We start from the raw sequence: 18444 nt of genomic DNA, 5'->3' as shown, positions 1-18444 counted from the left end.
CTACGCAACCTTGGTGTTCTTGTTTGCCGCGGGCTTCTTGCTGCGGTCGCCCGACGGTGTCTCGCTCTCGTTCTCGTCGATGAAATTAAGCACGAGAGGGCGAATGTTGTTGCGCCAGCTTTTGCCGGCGAAAATGCCATAGTGACCGGCACCTTCCTCAAGATGGCTAGCCTTTTTGCTGTCAGGCAATCCAGTACACAGGGCGAGGGCGGCGATACACTGACCGGGGGCCGAGATGTCGTCCTTGGTACCTTCCACCGTCTTCACCGCCACGGTCGTGATCTTGCCGATATCGACCTTCTTGCCATTGATGGTGAAGCTGTTGCTGGCAATCTCGCCGGTTTTAAAGATTCGGTCGACCGTAGACAGATAGAACTCGGCAGGCATATCCATGACCGACAGGTATTCGTCATAGAATTTGTTGTGCTTGTCATGCTCATGGGCTTCGCCATTTGCAACAGCAGAGATCTGGTTCTGAAACGCTGTCATATGGGTTTCAGCATTCATCGAGATGAAAGAGCTGAGCTGCAACAGGCCCGGATAGACCATACGTCCGACGCCGGCGTATTTGAAGCCAACGCGCTGGATCATCATTTCCTCAAGCTGGCCCATCGTCACGGAATGGCCAAAGTCGGTCACTTCGGTCGGAGCGGCGGACGGATCAATCGGACCGCCGATCAGGGTGAGCGTTTTGGGCTGCGCATCGGGGTCTTCTTCGGCCAGATAGGCCGTGGCCGCAAGTGTCAGCGGGGCCGGCTGGCACACTGCGATAACGTGTAGATCGGATCCAAGCTCGCGCATGAAATCGACAACATACATCGTGTAATCTTCGATATCGAATTTGCCAGCACTGACCGGAATGTCGCGGGCATTGTGCCAATCGGTAATATAGACGTCACAATCCGGCAGTAGGCTGATCACAGTGGACCGCAGCAGCGTTGCATAATGGCCGGACATCGGAGCCACCAGCAGTACCTTGCGTTTTGGCGTCATCCGACCCTGAACGCGGAAATGGAGCAGATCACCGAAATCTTTTTCCAAAACAACTTCTTCGACCACAATCCGGTCTTGGCCATCGGCACCGGAGAAAGGTGGAATATTCCAGTCAGGCTTCATTACCATCCGCGAGAAGCTGCGCTCGGTCACTTCGCCCCAAGCGGCCATCCAGTTCAACGCAGGGTTTGGAAATAAAGCAAAAGCCGGATAGGATGCCATAGCAAGCGCTGACGCACCGAGCCACTGATTGGTATTCCTAACGGTCTCCATCAAGTCGTAAGTTGCCATATGACGCATGTGGGGTCTCCTTATAGGCCCTGTTCGGGCAATGACGTCGCTCCAGCCCCTGAAATGGACGACGTTATGCTGCAAGTGCGAAGATAGGAGTAAAAGATTAAGATGACAACTAAAACCACGGATCAGGTTGCCGAAACAGAGGCTGCCATGACGCGGATGGCTGAAAATCTTAAGAAAGTCGAAGCGCTGACAGTTCGCTTAGGGCAGGTCATGTCGAGCCGCGAAACGCACCAGCAGGCCCTTGATGGCCCGAATCAAGAATTATTCACAAAGGCCGGACAGGCCTATATGGCCGAGGCTTTGACCAATCCCGCCAAGCTGATGGAACACCAGATGGGGTACTGGACGAAAACGGTGACCCACTTCATGGAAGCGCAGCAGGCCTTTGCCAAGGGCAAGCTGGAAGCGCCCGAGGACCGTACCGGTCAAGACCGGCGGTTTGCCAATCCCCTGTGGGAGTCGCACCCGTACTTCAACTTTGTGAAACAACAGTATCTGATCAACGTGGACGCGGTGCATCAGGCCGTCGAAGACGTCACTGATATGGAGCCGCGCGAAAAGCAGCGTCTGGCATATTTCAGCCGCCAGATCACCGATATGATGAGCCCCACGAATTTTCTCGCAACCAACCCCGACGCCCTGCAACGCGCGGTGGACACCGAGGGCGAGAGCCTGATCAAGGGCCTGGAGAACCTAATTGCCGATCTCGAGGCAAACGACGGTGAGTTGGTCGTAAAACTGGCCGACGACAAGGCGTTCCGGCTGGGCGAGAACATCGCCACAGCACCGGGCAAGGTGGTGTTTCGCAACCGCATGTTCGAGCTGATCCAATATGCGCCCACCACCAAAGAGGTGCACAAAACCCCGGTGCTGATCTTTCCGCCCTGGATCAACAAGTTCTACATTCTGGACCTGAAAGAACAGAACAGCCTTGTAAAATGGATCACCGATCAGGGTTACACCCTGTTCATGGTGTCCTGGGTCAACCCCGATCCGACCTACCGCGATGTCGGTTTGGAAGACTATATCGAAGACGGCTATCTGGCCGCGATGAACGAGGTGAAAGCCATCACCGGCGAGAAACAGGTCAATGCGGTGGGCTATTGTATCGCGGGGACAGCTTTGTCGCTGACCATGTCGCTTTTGAAGCAGCGCGATGACACCACTGTTAAATCCGCGACCTTCTTTACCGCACTCACCGACTTCTCTGACCAGGGGGAGTTCCGCCCCTTCCTGACAGATGACTTCATTGACGGGATCGAGGCCGAAACCGCAGATAAGGGCATCTTGCCCTCGATCGTCATGGCGCGGACTTTCTCTTTCCTGCGCTCCAATGATCTGGTCTATGGCCCGGCTGTCAAAAGCTATATGATGGGCGAAACGCCGCCCGCGTTCGATCTGCTGTATTGGAACGGAGACGGGGCGAACCTGCCCGCCAAGATGGCGATGCAATATCTACGCGGCCTGTGCCAGCGCAACGAGCTGGCCGAGGGTAAGTTCGATCTGATGGGACACCACCTTGAACTGGGCGATCTGGATGCACCGCTTTGCGCCATCGCTTGCGAGACGGACCACATTGCACCGTGGAAGGATAGCTACCGGGGCGTGCAGCAGATGGGATCGAAGGACAAGACCTTTATCATGACCCAATCGGGCCATATCGCGGGCATCGTTAATCCACCGTCGAAGGGTAAATATGGTCACTATACCAACGACGATCTGGGTCTTACTCACGAGGACTGGCTTGAAGGGGCTAAGTTTACTGAAGGCTCTTGGTGGCCACGCTGGGAAAAGTGGCTGAAAAAGCGGTCAGGGAAGATGATTCCCGCACGCAATCCAGGCGATGACGGCCACCCGATCTTGGGCGATGCCCCCGGAAACTACGTTAAAAAGAAGGCAAATCACTGATTTTGTTGGTGGTTTACCTTAGGTCAAAAAATTATGCTGCAGTGCAGAATAATCCTTGAAATGCCGCACTGCAGCATGTATATCTTTTAGGCAAGCGAGCAGGGGATGAACCTCTGCAAGCACCGAAAAAAGCCAACGAAGGATAGACAAATGACAAAGACACCTGACATGACCGCAATGTTCAAAGACGTTATGGGTTCTTTCCCAGTCGACACAGCAGCGATGGAAGATGCGTTCAAAACATCCGCCACGCTGAACGAAAAACTGTCCGGCGTTGCCCTGACAGCCGTTGAAAAATCCACAGAGATTTCTTCCAAGTGGACAAAAGACACCGTCGCAAAGATGGCCGAAATGGCAAAAGCCAAGTCCGAGCCAGCTGACTATGCAAAAGCGATGACCGACTTCGCTTCCGCATACTCCGAGACAGCAGCCGAGCACATGGCCGCTTTCGCCGAGATTGCGAAAAAAGTCCAGATGGACACAGTTGAGCTGATGATGGCCGCAGGCAAAGACATGCAGGAAGATGCAACTGCTGCTGTAAAGAAAGCGACAAACGACGCAACAGCCGCTGCGAAAAAAGCGACAACTAAGTAATAACCGTCCCTCGGTTATATCGTCCCGCGCCTTCTCCCTGAATGGTGCGAGAAACGGAAAACGGGTCCTTCGGGGCCCGTTTTTTGGCATTTGGGGGCAGGGTCGTTGATCGCGCCGTCAGCCGCGCTTGCGAATGATGCGCCTGCGTGCGGCAAGCCTTTCTTTTTGCTAAACCACCCACTAGACTGATTTGAATATATGCTCGGGGAGGCACGAAGTGGCGGATAAACCCAATGCTCTGTTGATCAAACGCTATGCGTCGCGACGGCTCTACAACACCGAAACAAGTGACTATGTCACGCTTGAAGATATCGCCGGATTTATCCGCGATGGCCGCGAGGTCCAGATTGTCGATCTGAAATCAGGGGACGATCTGACCCGCCAGTATCTCTTGCAAATCATTGCCGAGCATGAAAGCCGCGGTGAATCCGTACTGCCCGTTGATGTGCTGACCGATCTGGTACGCAGCTATATGTCGGGCAATGTGTCAGTGGTGCCGCAGTTCTTACAGGCGTCTTTTGATATGCTGCGCGACGGCCAGTCCAAGATGGTCGAGAATATGACTTCGATTAATCCCATCGCCAAGATGCCCGGTATGGAAGCGGTGCAAGCCCAGCAAGAGGCTTTTATGAAGGCCATAACCGGTGGCTGGAGCGGGATGCCCAACGGCGCATCCACCTCGCCGCAGCCCGAAACAAATACGAAGCCTGATGAGAGCGAAGATCTTGACGCGATCAAAAAGCAGCTGGCCGATTTGCAGAACAAACTGTCCAAGCTGAAATAGGGCGGCCTAGACCCCCAGACGGTCACGCAAAGCATACCAGGACATCGCAAGCGCCAGGACCGGATTGCGCAGCGCGGCACCGCCCGGAAAAGGCTGCGTCGGGATCACTGACATGGCATCAAACCCGTCGCTGTCGCCTTGCACCGCCAAGGCCATCAGTTTGCCCGCATGTGTGGCCGTGCCAACACCATGCCCGGAATAGCCGGATGCTGACAGAATGTTCGGCGCAACCCGTGCCAGATAGGGCAGGCGCTTCATGGTGATCGCCAGCGTACCACCCCAGGCGTAGTCGATCTTCACGTCTTTCAATTGCGGAAACACCACGGACATCGGTTTGCGCACTTTGGCGGCGATGTCCGCAGGAAACCTGTAGCCATAGCTTTCCCCACCGCCAAACAGTAGCCGCCCATCCGGGGACCGGCGAAAGTAGTTCACGACAAAGCGGCTGTCGGCCACCGCCACATCACGCGGCAGCACGTCATTCATCCGCTCGCCCAAAGGCTCCGTTGCGGCGATGAAGTTGTTGATCGGCATCACCCGTGCGGCCACTTTGCGGTTCAGGCTGCCCAGATAACCATTGCAGCCCAGAATGACGTGTTCCGCAATCACATGCCCTGCGTCAGTGGCGACTTTGGCTGATATGCGCTCGTCGATACGATGCACGGCGCTGCGCTCGTATATGCGCACGCCCGCGTCCTTCGCGGCCCGCGCCAGACCCAGAGCAAGGTTCAGCGGATGCAAATGCGCCGACCCTACATCCAGAATACCCCCGCGGTAGTCAGGCGAGGGGCATACCTGCTGCAACCCCGCATGATCCAGTGTCTCGATCTCCTCATATCCATAGGCCTGTCGCAGATGATCTGCATAACGATGCAAATGCCCTACGTCCTTGTCGCTGGAGGCCGTCCATGCCACGCCGGGTTTAAGGTCACAGTCGATGTCATGCGTGGCAATCAGATCCTTTACCAGCGCCACAGCATCGAGCCCCATGTCCCACAACAGCCGGGCCTGTGCATCGCCGGCCATACGTTCCAGCGCGTCCTGCTCGACCCGCTGGCCGGTGCCCAACTGTCCGCCATTGCGCCCGGACGCGCCAAAGCCGACCCGCTGCGCCTCCAAAAGCACCACATCGCGTCCCGCCTGCGCCAGATGCAGCGCCGCAGACAGACCGGTATAGCCGCCGCCGACAATGCACACATCCGCCTTTACAGCGCCTTTCAGCGGGGCAAACCGCTCCAAGGGTGTGGCTGTGGCCGCATAATAGCTGGCTGGATACTGGCCGCGCAGGTCATTGGCATAGAGCAGGTTCATGGTTTCACCCTTTTGCAAATACCAAAGACCGACCGCTCAACGTATTAAACGTTCAGCAGAAGGTGCTCGCGCTCCCAAGGGGAAATCACCTGCAAGAACTCATCATATTCGGCGCGTTTCACGATGGCATAGACACGGGCGAACTCCGCCCCCATCACTTCATGCAGCGCGCTTGCGCCTTCGAAAAGGTCCAGCGCCTGGCCCAGAACCCGCGGGATATCGCCTTCGCCATCATAGGCATCGCCCTTGAATTCGTCCTTCGGCATCTGAGCGTCTATAAGACCCAAATACCCGCAGGCCAAAGAGGCAGCGATGGCAAGATAGGGGTTGCAATCCATCCCGGCCAGCCGGTTTTCGACCCGCCGCGCTTGAGTGCTGGAGAGCGGTATCCGAATGCCCGTGGTGCGGTTGTCGCGGCCCCATTCGAGGTTGATGGGCGCGGCATGGTCTTTGACATAGCGGCGGTAGCTGTTCACATAGGGCGCGATCACAGCAAGGGCCGATGGCATGTGGTTCTGCATCCCGGCAATGTAATACATGAAGGCATCGGTTTCCGACCCATCCGCCTTGGCAAAGATGTTTTCGCCGGTTTTTGCATCCAGCACCGAATGGTGGATATGCATGGCCGATCCCGGCTCGTCTTCAATCGGCTTGGCCATGAAGGTGGCATAACAATTGTGCCGCAAAGCGGCCTCGCGGATCAGGCGTTTAAAATAGAACACCTCGTCGGCCAGTTTCACCGGATCACCGTGCAGCAGGTTGATCTCCAACTGCCCCGCACCGCCTTCCTGGGTGATGCCATCAATCTCGAATCCCTGCGCTTCGGCAAAGTCATAAATGTCGTCGATCACGGGGCCAAATTCATCGACAGCCGTCATGGAATAGGCCTGCCGTGCGGCGGCAGGTCGGCCAGAGCGGCCGATCATGGGCTCGATCGCATGGGCCGGGTCGAGGTTGCGGGCGACGAGAAAAAATTCCATCTCGGGGGCCACCACCGGCTCCCATCCTTTGTCCCGGTAAAGCTGGACCACCCGTTTCAGCACATTGCGCGGCGAGAATTCCACCGGCTTGTTGTTGCGGTCGTAGGCATCATGGATCACTTGCAGGGTCCAGTCGCCGGTCCAGGGGGCGGCGGTTGCGGTCTCCATATCGGGCTTGAGGATCATGTCCTTCTCGGTAAAGCCGTCTTCCCCCGCCGCTTCGCCCCAATCGCCGGTGATGGTCTGGTAAAATATGCTGTCGGGCAGGTGGAAATACTCCTGCTTTTCAAACTTGGACGCAGGCACCGCCTTGCCGCGTGCAATGCCGGGCAGGTCCGAGATGATGCACTCCACCTCATCAAGGCGTTTGCCTTCAAGGTAAACTTGCGCCGCGCCCGGCAGGCGCTTGATCATATCGGCCATCAGGCCCTCTCTTTCTTGAAAAATTGGGTCATCTGCGCTGCGACCTTTGCGCTGTCGAGTGCTGTATTGAGTTTGATCTTTGCTGCATCCAACAGCGGGTCGGGAACTACCCCCTTGCCACGGTAGGTCAGCAGGCCATCAATGAAATCATGATCGTATTCGGGATGGGGCTGGATGGTCCAGAATGTGTCGTCATAGGCTAAAACTGCATTCGCGCAGAAATCGCTAGAGCCGATGACCTGTGCCGTTTCCGGCTTCTGGACAACTTGATCCTGATGCCAAGCGTTAATGGCGTAGGTCTCACCGTCAATGGTGTAATCCACAGCCCCCACGGACCAACCTTTGGAAAACTTTTCTACCGTGCCCCCCATCGCCTGAGCAATGATCTGGTGGCCGAAACACACGCCGATCATCGGGCGTTTTGCGCTCCAGCATACACGGATGAAATCCTCAAGCGGCGGGATCCAGGGATGATCCTCATAGGCACCGTGTTTCGAGCCGGTAATCAGCCATCCGTCTGCTGCGTCCACGCTTGCCGGCATCTCACCGTCGACGACGGACCACGCTTCATAGGTGAATGTCGTTTCTCCCAACAGGCGGCGGAAATAGGCGTCATAGCGGCCGTTCGCGGCCAGTTCTTCGGGGGGATGCCCCGTGATCAGAATACCGATCTTCATGCGCTGTCCTTACACGGTTTCGAGATAAATCTCGACCTGTTCCTCGGTCGAAAGCTCTTCCATATCTCGCAATTCCTGCCGCTTGGTCAGGACAAGATTGCGGATAAGGTCGGGGGCAAAGATACGGGCGACCGCTGCATCGGTTTCAAACAGATCAATGGCGGTTTTCCAGTCGCCTGGGATCTGTGGCAGCTTGGCGGCATAGGCATTGCCACTGATCGGGGCAGGCGGCTCTACCGCGTCCTCAATCCCGTTGATGGCCGCGCCCAGCACCGCTGTCAGCATCAGATAGGGGTTCACATCGCCGCCCGCCACGCGATGTTCGATCCGCCGTGCCTTGGGGTTGCCCGACGGGATGCGGATAGAGGACGTGCGGTTCTCGTAGGCCCAGCAAACGGAAGTCGGCGCATGGGCCTCGGGTACAATCCGGTCATAGCTGTTGGCATGAGGCGCAAAGATCAGGCCCGAGCCTGCCATCGCGTCGAGACAGCCCGCCACCGCATGGCGCAGCATGTCGGTACCTTCGGGGCCATCATTGTCAAAGACGTTATTGCCCTCTGCATCCAGCACAGAAAAATGCATGTGCAAACCCGATCCTGCATAGTCGGGATAGGGTTTGGCCATAAAGCTGGCGGCAAATCCGTGTTTGCGGGCCAAGCCTTTGACCAGCATCTTGAACAGCCATGCATCATCGGCAGCGCGCAGGGCATCATCACAGTGCATCAGGTTGATCTCGAACTGGCCCAGACCGGCTTCCGATATGGCGGTATCGGCGGGAATGTCCATTTCCTCGCAGGCGTCATAAAGCTCGGTGAAAAAGTTGTCGAACTGATCCAGCGCGCGCATCGACAGGATGTCACCTGCCTGACGGCGTTTGCCCGAACGCGGGGAGGGGGGCACTTGCAGCTTGCGCCCTGAATCGTCGATCAGGAAAAACTCAAGCTCGACCGCGCAAACGGGGGTCAGGCCCCGCGCCTTGAACCGTTTCAAAACGGTGTTGAGCGCGTGCCGCGGATCGCCCGCAAAGGGGCGGCCATCGTCGTGATACATCCAGATGGGTAGCAGAGCGGTGGGCGTTTCCAGCCACGGCATGGGCATAAAGCCACGTTCGGTCGGGCGTAGCACGCCGTCCTTGTCGCCGCTTTCCATCACCAGCGGACTGTCTTCGATATCTTCGCCCCAGATATCAAGGTTCAGAACGGAGAAAGGAAAGCGGGTGCCGTCTTCTAGTGCCTTATCGGCAAACCGGGTTGGGATGCGTTTGCCACGGGGCTGACCATTCAGATCAGCGGCGGCCACGCGCACAGAGCGGAAGGCGGGATTTTTGCGAAGCCAGTTGTTCATAACACACCAGTTGGGCGGTGGGCCATGCGGTTCGGTGTGACGCGGATGCGCCCACCAAAGGCACCCGCCGCCCACGCGCCGGATAATTTGATCAAATCTTGGATACTACCGTATCAGATTGGGACGCAAGCGTATTTTTCGCCTCTGGCTTCTGGGCAGGTGACGGTTCAGACGCCGGTTGATGGTGCCGAAGATGCCAATGATGACAAGCGTAAGAGCGATGAAATAACCTGCTAGGATGGGGTAGGGGATGAACGGGTTGAAAGTCTTGTCCGCAAAATAGCTGGCATAATAAAGCGCATCCCCCATTTGCTGCTGCGCGGGAAAGCCGCTGAAAAACACCAGCGTGGTGGCGTGGAACAGGAAAATTGCCTCGTTGGTATAGGCAGGCCAGGCCAGCCGCAGCATCGTGGGCCAGATCACTCGGCGAAAGCGGGTCCAGCCGGTCAGACCGTAGGCGTCGGCAGCCTCCACATCGCCCTTGGGCACCGATTGCAAGGCACCATAGAAAATCTCACCGGTGTAGGCAGCGGTGTTGAAAAACAGCACAACCAATGCACCCAACCATGCGGCAGAGAAAGCGTCGAAAATGGGCGCGTGTTGTTTGAGCGACAGAAACAGGAAGTAGCCAAAGAAGAACTGGATAAAGAGCGGTGAGCCGCGAAACAGAAAGATGAACCATGAAGCTGGTTTGCGGAACAGCGGATTGGTGCTGGCCTTGCCAACGCCCAGAAGGGTGGCCAGCAGAAAGCCGGAAGCCAGAGCAAAAACACCAAAGTAAACGTTCCAGATCATGCCGGAACCGATCAATATGACTTGTTCACATAAGGTGAAATTGTCGCGCGGCAGCAGGCGTTCGCCGATGCCCAGGGACCGCAGGCCGTAGTCCTGGATGGTCTGCAAACAGCTCATGCCCGTTGCTCCATCTGGAGCAACGAGGCCGAGGCAGCGTATGCACCGCATGCGCGTTCGGCCAGCGTTAACTGAATAGGACTGGTCATGCGCCTTTCCTTTGGGCTTCGCCTGCCGTTGTGGCCTGGCCAAGGGTGAGCCGCGCCATCACGCGATCCAGCACCACCTCAGAGACCCGCGTGAAGGCCAGATAGAATATCAAAAGCACCAGGAAGTAATAGACCCGCCAGTCGCCATGCGGGTAGTCGGTGAAACGCGGAGTCTTGGCCGAACCAAGGTCACGCGCCCAATAAACGATGTCTTCCACGCCCAGAAGGAACAACAGCGGCGTGGCCTTGATCAGCACCATCCACAAGTTCGACAGGCCGGGCAGGGCATAGACCCACATCTGAGGTACGGTGATGCGCCAGAAGGTCTGGCGCGGGGACATGCCATAGGCTTCCGCAGTCTCTATCTGCGCACGCGGCACGGCCTGCATCGCGCCAAAAAGCACGTTGGCGGCGAAGGCCCCGAAAACAATGGCAAATGTCAGTACGGCGAGGGAAAAGCCATAGGCTTCATGCACCCATTGTGCGGAATTACCTAAAGGCATCTTGGCCGCCTGACAGACAAGGAAGTCACTGCCTTGCCGAATGGGTTCATCCCACTCGGGGCATTTCCAGCGGTGGCGCAGGTATTCGATGCCCTGATCCAGCGCGATAACAAAGAACAGGAAAAACGCGATATCCGGTACGCCGCGCACGATGGCGATATAGCCTTTGCCAAACCAGCGCAGGGGGGCCAGCCTTGCACGGGCAGCCATCGCGCCGCCGAAGCCAAAGGCAAGCGCCGTGGGCGCGGTTATGGCCAGCAACAACAGCACAGTGCCGAAGGCCCCGTAAAAGGCCATGTGTTTGCCGGTTGTCAGATAACAGCTTAGCCACACCAGCCCCTCTAGCGAGGGTGGATCAACGCAATATTCAAACATCGCGGAGCCGCAGGGTGTGGGGATGGATCAGGTGCATGGCAAAAGGGGGCAGGCCGATCCGGCCCGCCCCAATTGATCTTATTCGAAGACTTTGGCGTCTTCGCCGAACCATTTAACAATGGCTGCGTTGATGGTGCCGTCCTCTTTCATCGAGGTGATGGCCGCGTTGAACTTCTCTTTGAGCTCGGTATCGCTTTCGCGAAGACCCATGCCAACGCCGCCACCCAGTGGCACGTCGTCCCCTGCGAAGACCAACTCGCCGCCGGAAGCTTCGACCGTTGGCACCAGCGCGTCCTTATCGGCGAAAACTGCATCCGCTTCACCGGACATCACAGCCGCAACCGTGTCGTCATAGGTCGCAAATTCAAGCAAAGTCGCGCCGGATTCCGCGACATAGCCTGCCTGGATGGTGCTGGTCTGCGCGGCAATCACGCCGCCAGTCAGGTCTGCATCAGCAGATTTCGCCATATAGGCGGAAGAGGCCGGTGGGATGTAGTTTTGCGTGAAATCAATGACTTCGTCGCGCTCGTCGGTGATCGACATGCCCGCGATGATGGTGTCATAGTTGCCCGAGGTCAGGTTGGGGATGATGCTGTCCCATTCGTTTGTGACCCACTCGCAAGTCAGCTCGGCGCGTTTGCACATCTCATCGCCCATCTCGCGCTCATAACCGTCGACTTCACCCGCATCGTTGAGGAAGTTGTAGGGAGGGTATGCGCCCTCGGTCCCCATGCGGATGGTCTTGGCGTGGCCGTCGGCCAGTGCAACACCTGCGCTAAGCGCCAGTGCGACACTGGAAAGGATGATCTTTTTCATAGTGGAAAACTCCCGTTTATTGGTTTTGGTAGCATATTTTACGATGCAAAGGTGGCCGAAAGGAACCCTTGCAGGCGTTCGGATTTAGGCGCACCGAACAAGCTATCGGGTGGCCCTTCTTCTTCGATCAGACCCTGATGCAGGAAGATAACGTGGTCAGAGACATCAGCGGCCAGTTTCATATCATGGGTGACAATAATCATGGTGCGGCCTTCAGCCGCCAGATCCTTGATCACCTTGATCACTTCCTGCTCAAGCTCGGGGTCGAGCGCGGATGTCGGCTCGTCAAACAGCAGTGCTTCGGGTTCCATGCAAAGGGCGCGCGCGATGGCGGCCCGTTGTTGTTGGCCCCCCGACAGTTGGGCCGGGTAGACGTCGCATTTGTCGCCGATGCCAACCTTGTCCAGATAGGCGCGGGCGGCACTCTCGACCTCGGCCCGGTCGCGGCGTAACACAGTCAGGGGGGCTTCCATGACGTTTTGCAGGATCGTCATATGCGCCCAAAGGTTGAATTGCTGGAACACCATGCTGAGGTTCGTGCGGATGCGCAGCACCTGCTTGGGATCTGCCGGCCGGCGGGCATCGCCGCTGCCTTTCCACGTGACAGGCTCGCCCTTGAACAGAATCTCGCCTTGCTGGCTGTCTTCCAGCAGATTGCAACATCGCAGCAGCGTCGATTTGCCGGAGCCGGAAGAGCCAATCAGCGATATCACAGAGCCGCGGGGCGCACTCAGGCTCACACCCTTGATCACTTCAAGGGCACCATAGGCTTTGTGGAGCTCGTTGATCTGAATGACCGGAGAGGGGGCGTTCACGTCGGAAAAACCGTTTTTGCTGTTTCAATGCAGCATAAGGCGCCAAAGCCGCGTGGATTGCAATCCATTCACCACACTACGGCCCTGGCTGACCACGCGTCAGTACAAAGATCAGGCGGTCAGCCTGCGTCTTCGACCCGTTGGCGCGCCATCGCGCTGTCCGGATCAGAGACACCGATCAGGCTGGCGACCAGACGGAGCACGGCATTTTCCTCATCCGATCTGGTGCCATCGGCCAATACAACCTGCCAAAGTGCTTCGATCACGCCAAGACGTTCGGGGTAGGGCACAGCGTCTTTGATGGCGCGGGTAAAACGGACAGTGTCGGGGGCTTCGCGCTCCAACGCTTCGGCCTCTACGCGCAAGGCGTTGGCACCTTCGGCGTCAAGGCCGTAGCGGGCGGCGGCAATGGCTTCGATTCGGCGCACCTCTTCCACAGCATAATCATTGTCAGACCGGGCGACCCGCACCAAAAGCGCTGTCAGCGCAAGGCGGGCATCAGTGTCGGCCAGCGGAGCGGGCTCGGGTGCGGTGAGGCGTTTGAGAAAATCAGCGAACATGAGAGTTGATATAGGTGCGTGTGTGCAAAAGGCCAAGTCAGTCTGTGCTGGTGGCCTTTTTACGCAGTTCTTCGATGTCGGTGTCGGTCAGGCCAAGCGCGGTTTCAATCGCAAGCAATTGAATTTCTTCCTTTTCATGGCGGTAGCCATCGGCCAGTGCCACCGACCACATGGCTTCGCCCAAGGCACGGCGGTGGGCATAGTCGACCTCTTCGCGCAGGATCGCAGTGAATTCTTCGGTATGGCGGGCGTCTCGCTCCAGCAGTTCGCAGGTTGCCCGCAGTTTCGCCGCCTCAATCGGGCCAAGGTCAAAAGTGCGTGCCAGAATACGGTCGATCTGACCGATTTCCGAGGCGCGGTAGTTGCGGTCGGCAAAAGCCACGCGGACCAGCAAAGCCCCAAGGGCAAGTTGCGCATCGGGCTGTGGCAGCGGTTTCGGTTCCGGGGCACGGCGGGGAAAGAGGCGTTCAAACATGAGAACCTGTTAACTCAGATCCGGTGCCTTTCCAAAGCGTAAAGTGTCGATGGCGATGCCTTCAGGGTCGGTATTTGTCAAAACAAAGCCGGCGATGTCCGAAATGCCACGCTGTCGCAAGAAACCCACCGCGAATTCGCCCGTTGGCTGCACCGGCACCTGTCCGATCAACACGCCATCCCGGCGGTAAAAGGCAACCAATGCCGCGCCGGCCTCTCCGCCGCGTAGATCAAAGGCCAGAGCAGATTGATCCGCGTCAAAGAGCACGGCAATGGCCCCTTCGCCCTGTGCCTCGCGCTTCGGAAAACCCGCCGCCCCGTAGCCGTTCAGCACCGTCTGACCGGAGAAATGCACCACCGACAGGTTCTGACCCTCGGCACCTGCCATCATTGTCAACGGACCAAAGGCCGTGCCGGTGATCGTATCATGCGGGCCTTGCGTTTCGAGGGTCTGCCCCGCGAACCGCTCGCCAAAGGTGGCGCCGGGCAGTGGCAGCACATCGTTCACTTGGTGGCCGGGCCCGCCGCTGCTGCGGATGCCGTCAAAGGTGATAACCTGCGGCAGGTTCAGGCTTTCTGGATCAACCAGGCAAACCGGCGCGTCACAGGCCAGCGCCGCAGCGGGTAGATATGCCAGAAAAAGTGCCGCCATAAGTTTCATGACGCCTTTCTAGCATATTTTTCAGCCGTCGTATCCTTCAATGATCACCATGTCCCCTTTAGACACCGGCAAGCGGATGTCTTTGGCTTTCTGGTAGGCATCGCTGTCATAACAGGCGATGGCATCGGCGAGCGATGCGAATTCGATCACCACGGTGCGGGCCCGCCAACTGCCTTCGCGGACATCCTGCTTGCCACCGCGCACCAGAAACTTCGCCCCGAACTCTGCAAAGGGTTTGGCGTTGGCCGCGCGGTAGGTATCATAGATTTCGGCGTCATGCACGTCCATCCGCGCGATCCAGTATCCTTTTGGCATGGGGGTATTCTCCTACAGGGTCTGATATTTTTGGCTGAGGTTTCGTGCTTCATCCGCCAGACCATAAGGCGGATTGATAACAAACATGCCCGATCCGACCATCCCGTGACCGGGTCTTGCGGGGGGAAACTGCACTTCGTGCCGCAGAGCGTCCGGGTGGGCGCTGCTGAGCGCGTTTAGCATCGGCAGATGGGCCTTGCTGGTCAAAATCGGATACCACAGTGCGATGATCCCGATGTTCCACGCGCGTGTGACCTTAGCGATATGGCGGGGAATGGCGTCGTAGTCTTCTTTTACCTCGAAACTGGGGTCGATCAGCATCAGGCCCCGGCGCGGCATGGGCGGGGTCAGTGCATGGGCCATCTCGAACCCGTCGCGCAGATGGATTTTGGCCGCATACGGAGACAATGCAAGGTACAGGGCGGCGTGTTCCTGCGGGTGCAATTCAGCAAGATGCAGGCTGTCCGTCTCGCGCAGGATCAGCGCTGCAATCAGGGGCGAGCCGGGGTAGGCGGCGGGACCGTCACTGTCGCGCACACTTTTCAATACGCGGGCGTATGGATGGGCGGGCGCGAACCAGTCTTGAACCTTTTCGATGCCCCTTGCAGCCTCACCTGTTTTAAGCGCAGCTGCGCCCGTCAGGTCATAAAGCGCACGGCCTGCATGGGTCTCCAGATAGCTGAGTGGCTTGTCCTTGGTGGTCAGATAGTCAAGCATCCACGCCAGCAGGCTGTGCTTATGTACATCCGCCAGATTGCCTGCGTGATAGCTGTGTTGGTAAGATAACATACGCAGGGTGTATCGGATTGACGGAGGCTTGTAAGGCCCCTTTTGCGGAGGAGGCCTATGTTATTTTGAGGGTTTCTCGCCCGCGTCTTTCAGCTTCTCAAAAAACCGGCCTTTGATCATCCATGATATGCCAAAGGCCCAAAGCGCAAAGGCCTCGCACCAGAAGGTCCAGTTGCCGGCGCGCCATCCGGCGCCACTTTTCCCGCCAAAGGTGACAGCAATAAAATGGGCGACGAGCGCCACGATAGAGGCCAACATGATGGTACCGCAGGCGTAGTAGAACCGGTTGCGTAGGATTTTCTCTTCGGTCAACGAGCCATTGGCGTTCATTTGATCCTTGTCCACGGTGGTAAAGACGAAAAAGGCAAACCACGCCAGAAAGAGAAACAGGATCAACGCGCTACCATAGTGAATCCATTCCGCCAGCGGCATCATCTGGAAGTATTGATCGACGTTGTCGCGGCCGATCAGAACCAGCACTTTGTCAGGGTCATTCAACGAGCCGAAATCCGCAAAGGCGCGGGCCGCAAAGCCGGGCTGGTCGCAGCCGTGGCGCGAGGTCGGGAAGATCGCCACGCCCAAGGCGGCAAAACCTGCGAAGGTCGACAGCCGCCGCTCTGCACCGGCTGCGTCCTCGCCCTGATAGACAAAGAGGTAGGTCGCGATGAAGACAAGGCTGCCGATGAACGGACCACCCCAGAAATGTGCGTAGTAATAATGGCTTATCGAGTCGCGAAAACATGTTCGGATATAGGGATAGTCCGCTGGAATAACGTAGCTGATCAGCGAAGCCGCCAGCAGAATGAGTGGCAGCAGGATCGCAATCGCCCCGACAAATTGCGCCAATCGGCGTTGATCAACCTTGGCGTATTTCGGGTCGTGCGGAGCGGCGGGTGCGTATCTATCGGCGCTGAATTGAAAGACTTTCATAGGAAAATGGCTTTCTGCTGAGCGGATCAAATGCAGAAAGATTAACCAATGGTAAGTATTCGCGCAATGCGGGTATTCCAGACCGGGTGCTCAGGGTGCTAGACCAGCCGCGACATATCCTTGGCGGCGCGTATGAAATCCTTGAACAGAGGATGCGGCGCAAAGGGTTTGGATTTCAGCTCGGGGTGAAACTGCACGCCAATGAACCACGGGTGGTCGGACCATTCAACAATCTCGGGCAGCTTGCCATCGGGTGACATGCCCGAAAAACACAGGCCCGCGTCCTCAAGTTGATCTTTATACGCAATATCAACCTCGTAGCGATGGCGGTGTCGTTCATCAATCACCGTGGTGCCATAGGCTTCGGCCACGCGGGAACCTGCAGTGAGCGTCGCGTCATAGGCACCCAGACGCATGGTGCCGCCCTTGTCATCGCCCACCTTGCGCTCGACCTTGTGATTGCCCTGAACCCATTCTTTCAGGTGATACACCACAGGCTCAAAACGCTTTTTCCCTGCTTCATGGTCAAATTCCTCGGACCCTGCCGTGGTCACACCGGCCACATTGCGTGCCGCTTCGATGACCGCCATTTGCATGCCGAGACAGATGCCCAGATAAGGCACCTTGTTTTCGCGGGCATATTGCGCAGCCTTGATCTTGCCCTCGGTGCCCCGTTCGCCGAAACCGCCGGGCACGAGGATCGCGTGGAACCCCTCAAGATGGGGGGCCACATCGGCGCTGTTTTCAAAGATCTCGGCATCGACCCATTCGACCTTGACCTTGACCCGATTGGCCATGCCGCCGTGGGTCAGCGCCTCTGCGATGGATTTATAGGCATCTTCAAGCTGGGTGTATTTGCCCACAATCGCCACGCGCACTTCGCCTTCGGGGTTGTGGATGCGGTCGTAGACGTCATGCCAGACCGACAGATCGGGGCGCGGTGCGGGGGAGATATCGAAGGCGTCCAACACGGCCTGATCCAGACCCTGCGCGTGATAAGCGAGGGGGGCCTCGTAGATGGATTTCAAATCATATGCCGCAACCACATGCTCCTTGCGCACGTTGCAGAACAGCGCAATTTTCTCGCGTTCCTTTTCGGGGATCGGATGTTCGGAGCGGCAGACCAGAATGTCCGGCGCGATGCCGATGCTTTGCAATTCCTTGACCGAATGCTGTGTCGGCTTGGTTTTCAGCTCACCGCTTGCGGCAAGGTATGGCAGCAGCGTGAGATGCATAAAGATGCACTGGCCACGCGGTTTATCGTGACTGAACTGGCGAATGGCTTCAAAGAAGGGGAGGCCTTCGATGTCGCCCACCGTGCCGCCGATCTCGCAGAGCATGAAGTCGACCTCATCGTCGCCGACTTTCAGGAAATCTTTGATCTCGTTGGTGACATGGGGCACCACTTGAATGGTCTTTCCCAGATAGTCGCCGCGCCGCTCTTTTTCCAACACGGTGGAGTAGATGCGACCAGAGGACACGGAATCGGTCATGCGGGCCGGCACTCCGGTAAACCGTTCGTAATGGCCAAGGTCGAGATCGGTCTCGGCACCATCATCGGTCACGAAAACCTCGCCATGTTCAAACGGGCTCATCGTGCCGGGGTCTACGTTCAGATAGGGGTCAAGCTTGCGCAGCCGCACGGAAAATCCCCGCGCCTGTAACAGCGCTCCGAGAGCAGCTGAGGCCAGCCCCTTGCCCAAAGAGGAAACCACACCGCCGGTGATGAAAATATATCGCGCCATGTGCCCGAAGACCCCCGTGTCATTCTTAAGTTTTGCGGAATCTCCGCTGCGGGCGCTGGTCGAAAACCGCACCACCACGGGATTTAAGGATAGCAGGATTCGAGACCCCAAGGCAAGGCCACCTCGCAACATACAGTTGCAATTCA

The 18444-nt window shown here is 57.5% G+C and carries 19 protein-coding genes; 3 read left to right on the top strand and 16 right to left on the bottom strand.

Annotated elements, in window-relative coordinates; genetic code table 11:
- Positions 1-1293, bottom strand: coding sequence for a polyhydroxyalkanoate depolymerase (gene phaZ / locus Z945_RS0118215; protein ID WP_025053526.1), 1293 nt, complete (start codon positions 1291-1293; stop codon positions 1-3).
- A 102-nt stretch (positions 1294-1395) separates the two neighbouring features.
- Here phaZ and Z945_RS0118210 point away from each other — a divergent pair, with 102 nt between their 5' ends.
- The 3 genes from Z945_RS0118210 to phaR all read left to right on the top strand — a co-directional run bounded on the left by Z945_RS0118210 (position 1396) and on the right by phaR (position 4579).
- On the top strand, positions 1396-3201 hold the full coding sequence (locus Z945_RS0118210; protein WP_025053525.1) for a PHA/PHB synthase family protein: 1806 nt from the start codon (positions 1396-1398) through the stop codon (positions 3199-3201).
- A 150-nt stretch (positions 3202-3351) separates the two neighbouring features.
- Positions 3352-3795, top strand: a complete 444-nt coding sequence (locus tag Z945_RS0118205; protein ID WP_025053524.1) for a phasin family protein — start codon at positions 3352-3354, stop codon at positions 3793-3795.
- A gap of 217 nt (positions 3796-4012) precedes the next feature.
- Positions 4013-4579 carry a polyhydroxyalkanoate synthesis repressor PhaR gene (gene phaR / locus Z945_RS0118200; RefSeq protein WP_025053523.1) on the top strand — a complete coding sequence of 189 codons (567 nt, stop codon included), beginning with the start codon at positions 4013-4015 and terminating at the stop codon, positions 4577-4579.
- Positions 4580-4585: 6 nt separating this feature from the next.
- Here the strand turns inward: phaR and Z945_RS0118195 are convergent, their stop codons facing one another.
- From Z945_RS0118195 to Z945_RS0118120, 15 genes are all read right to left on the bottom strand, one after another.
- Complete coding sequence (locus Z945_RS0118195; RefSeq protein WP_025053522.1) at positions 4586-5890, bottom strand: NAD(P)/FAD-dependent oxidoreductase; 1305 nt, start codon at positions 5888-5890, stop codon at positions 4586-4588.
- A gap of 44 nt (positions 5891-5934) precedes the next feature.
- A complete protein-coding gene (locus Z945_RS0118190; RefSeq protein WP_025053521.1) occupies positions 5935-7293 on the bottom strand; it encodes a glutamine synthetase family protein in 1359 nt (452 codons plus the stop codon).
- Positions 7293-7970 carry a type 1 glutamine amidotransferase gene (locus Z945_RS0118185; RefSeq protein ID WP_025053520.1) on the bottom strand — a complete coding sequence of 226 codons (678 nt, stop codon included), beginning with the start codon at positions 7968-7970 and terminating at the stop codon, positions 7293-7295. Before Z945_RS0118185 ends, Z945_RS0118190 begins: the two co-directional genes overlap by 1 nt.
- 9 nt (positions 7971-7979) lie before the next feature.
- A complete protein-coding gene (locus Z945_RS0118180) occupies positions 7980-9314 on the bottom strand; it encodes a glutamine synthetase family protein (RefSeq protein WP_025053519.1) in 1335 nt (444 codons plus the stop codon).
- Between the two features lie 105 nt (positions 9315-9419).
- Positions 9420-10226, bottom strand: a complete 807-nt coding sequence (locus Z945_RS0118175) for an ABC transporter permease (RefSeq protein WP_025053518.1) — start codon at positions 10224-10226, stop codon at positions 9420-9422.
- Between the two features lie 85 nt (positions 10227-10311).
- Positions 10312-11193: an ABC transporter permease gene (locus tag Z945_RS0118165; RefSeq protein WP_025053517.1), complete on the bottom strand. Its 882-nt coding sequence runs from the start codon at positions 11191-11193 to the stop codon at positions 10312-10314.
- Between the two features lie 78 nt (positions 11194-11271).
- On the bottom strand, positions 11272-12009 hold the full coding sequence (locus Z945_RS0118160; protein WP_025053516.1) for a transporter substrate-binding domain-containing protein: 738 nt from the start codon (positions 12007-12009) through the stop codon (positions 11272-11274).
- Between the two features lie 38 nt (positions 12010-12047).
- On the bottom strand, positions 12048-12824 hold the full coding sequence (locus tag Z945_RS0118155) for an ABC transporter ATP-binding protein (RefSeq protein ID WP_025053515.1): 777 nt from the start codon (positions 12822-12824) through the stop codon (positions 12048-12050).
- A gap of 119 nt (positions 12825-12943) precedes the next feature.
- Entirely contained in the window at positions 12944-13384 is a 441-nt protein-coding gene (locus Z945_RS0118150) for a tellurite resistance TerB family protein (RefSeq protein ID WP_025053514.1), read from the bottom strand.
- A gap of 37 nt (positions 13385-13421) precedes the next feature.
- Positions 13422-13859 (bottom strand): tellurite resistance TerB family protein, encoded by a 438-nt coding sequence (locus Z945_RS0118145; protein WP_025053513.1) that lies wholly within the window; start codon positions 13857-13859, stop codon positions 13422-13424.
- A 9-nt stretch (positions 13860-13868) separates the two neighbouring features.
- Entirely contained in the window at positions 13869-14519 is a 651-nt protein-coding gene (locus Z945_RS0118140; protein ID WP_025053512.1) for a hypothetical protein, read from the bottom strand.
- A 21-nt stretch (positions 14520-14540) separates the two neighbouring features.
- Positions 14541-14834, bottom strand: coding sequence for a DUF1330 domain-containing protein (locus Z945_RS0118135; protein WP_025053511.1), 294 nt, complete (start codon positions 14832-14834; stop codon positions 14541-14543).
- A 12-nt stretch (positions 14835-14846) separates the two neighbouring features.
- Complete coding sequence (locus Z945_RS0118130; RefSeq protein ID WP_025053510.1) at positions 14847-15623, bottom strand: 23S rRNA (adenine(2030)-N(6))-methyltransferase RlmJ; 777 nt, start codon at positions 15621-15623, stop codon at positions 14847-14849.
- A gap of 60 nt (positions 15624-15683) precedes the next feature.
- Positions 15684-16553, bottom strand: a complete 870-nt coding sequence (locus tag Z945_RS0118125; protein ID WP_025053509.1) for a hypothetical protein — start codon at positions 16551-16553, stop codon at positions 15684-15686.
- A gap of 98 nt (positions 16554-16651) precedes the next feature.
- Positions 16652-18298, bottom strand: a complete 1647-nt coding sequence (locus Z945_RS0118120) for a CTP synthase (protein WP_025053508.1) — start codon at positions 18296-18298, stop codon at positions 16652-16654.
- Positions 18299-18444: the final 146 nt, after the last annotated feature.

It is taken from the genome of Sulfitobacter noctilucae, assembly GCF_000622365.1.
Taxonomy (GTDB): domain Bacteria; phylum Pseudomonadota; class Alphaproteobacteria; order Rhodobacterales; family Rhodobacteraceae; genus Sulfitobacter; species Sulfitobacter noctilucae.
The sequence above is the reverse complement of the archived record's forward strand: the minus strand, read 5'-3'. Positions and strand labels throughout refer to the sequence as shown.

Bases quoted from the DNA above. Each gene is read 5' to 3' on its own strand.
- phaZ (WP_025053526.1), bottom strand. From the start codon at position 1,293: ATGCGTCATATGGCAACTTACGACTTGATGGAGACCGTTAGGAATACC.
- Z945_RS0118210 (WP_025053525.1), top strand. From the start codon at position 1,396: ATGACAACTAAAACCACGGATCAGGTTGCCGAAACAGAGGCTGCCATG.
- Z945_RS0118205 (WP_025053524.1), top strand. From the start codon at position 3,352: ATGACAAAGACACCTGACATGACCGCAATGTTCAAAGACGTTATGGGT.
- Z945_RS0118195 (WP_025053522.1), bottom strand. From the start codon at position 5,890: ATGAACCTGCTCTATGCCAATGACCTGCGCGGCCAGTATCCAGCCAGC.
- Z945_RS0118190 (WP_025053521.1), bottom strand. From the start codon at position 7,293: ATGGCCGATATGATCAAGCGCCTGCCGGGCGCGGCGCAAGTTTACCTT.
- Z945_RS0118185 (WP_025053520.1), bottom strand. From the start codon at position 7,970: ATGAAGATCGGTATTCTGATCACGGGGCATCCCCCCGAAGAACTGGCC.
- Z945_RS0118180 (WP_025053519.1), bottom strand. From the start codon at position 9,314: ATGAACAACTGGCTTCGCAAAAATCCCGCCTTCCGCTCTGTGCGCGTG.
- Z945_RS0118175 (WP_025053518.1), bottom strand. From the start codon at position 10,226: ATGAGCTGTTTGCAGACCATCCAGGACTACGGCCTGCGGTCCCTGGGC.
- Z945_RS0118165 (WP_025053517.1), bottom strand. From the start codon at position 11,193: ATGTTTGAATATTGCGTTGATCCACCCTCGCTAGAGGGGCTGGTGTGG.
- Z945_RS0118160 (WP_025053516.1), bottom strand. From the start codon at position 12,009: ATGAAAAAGATCATCCTTTCCAGTGTCGCACTGGCGCTTAGCGCAGGT.
- Z945_RS0118150 (WP_025053514.1), bottom strand. From the start codon at position 13,384: ATGTTCGCTGATTTTCTCAAACGCCTCACCGCACCCGAGCCCGCTCCG.
- Z945_RS0118145 (WP_025053513.1), bottom strand. From the start codon at position 13,859: ATGTTTGAACGCCTCTTTCCCCGCCGTGCCCCGGAACCGAAACCGCTG.
- Z945_RS0118140 (WP_025053512.1), bottom strand. From the start codon at position 14,519: ATGAAACTTATGGCGGCACTTTTTCTGGCATATCTACCCGCTGCGGCG.
- Z945_RS0118135 (WP_025053511.1), bottom strand. From the start codon at position 14,834: ATGCCAAAAGGATACTGGATCGCGCGGATGGACGTGCATGACGCCGAA.
- Z945_RS0118130 (WP_025053510.1), bottom strand. From the start codon at position 15,623: ATGTTATCTTACCAACACAGCTATCACGCAGGCAATCTGGCGGATGTA.
- Z945_RS0118125 (WP_025053509.1), bottom strand. From the start codon at position 16,553: ATGAAAGTCTTTCAATTCAGCGCCGATAGATACGCACCCGCCGCTCCG.
- Z945_RS0118120 (WP_025053508.1), bottom strand. From the start codon at position 18,298: ATGGCGCGATATATTTTCATCACCGGCGGTGTGGTTTCCTCTTTGGGC.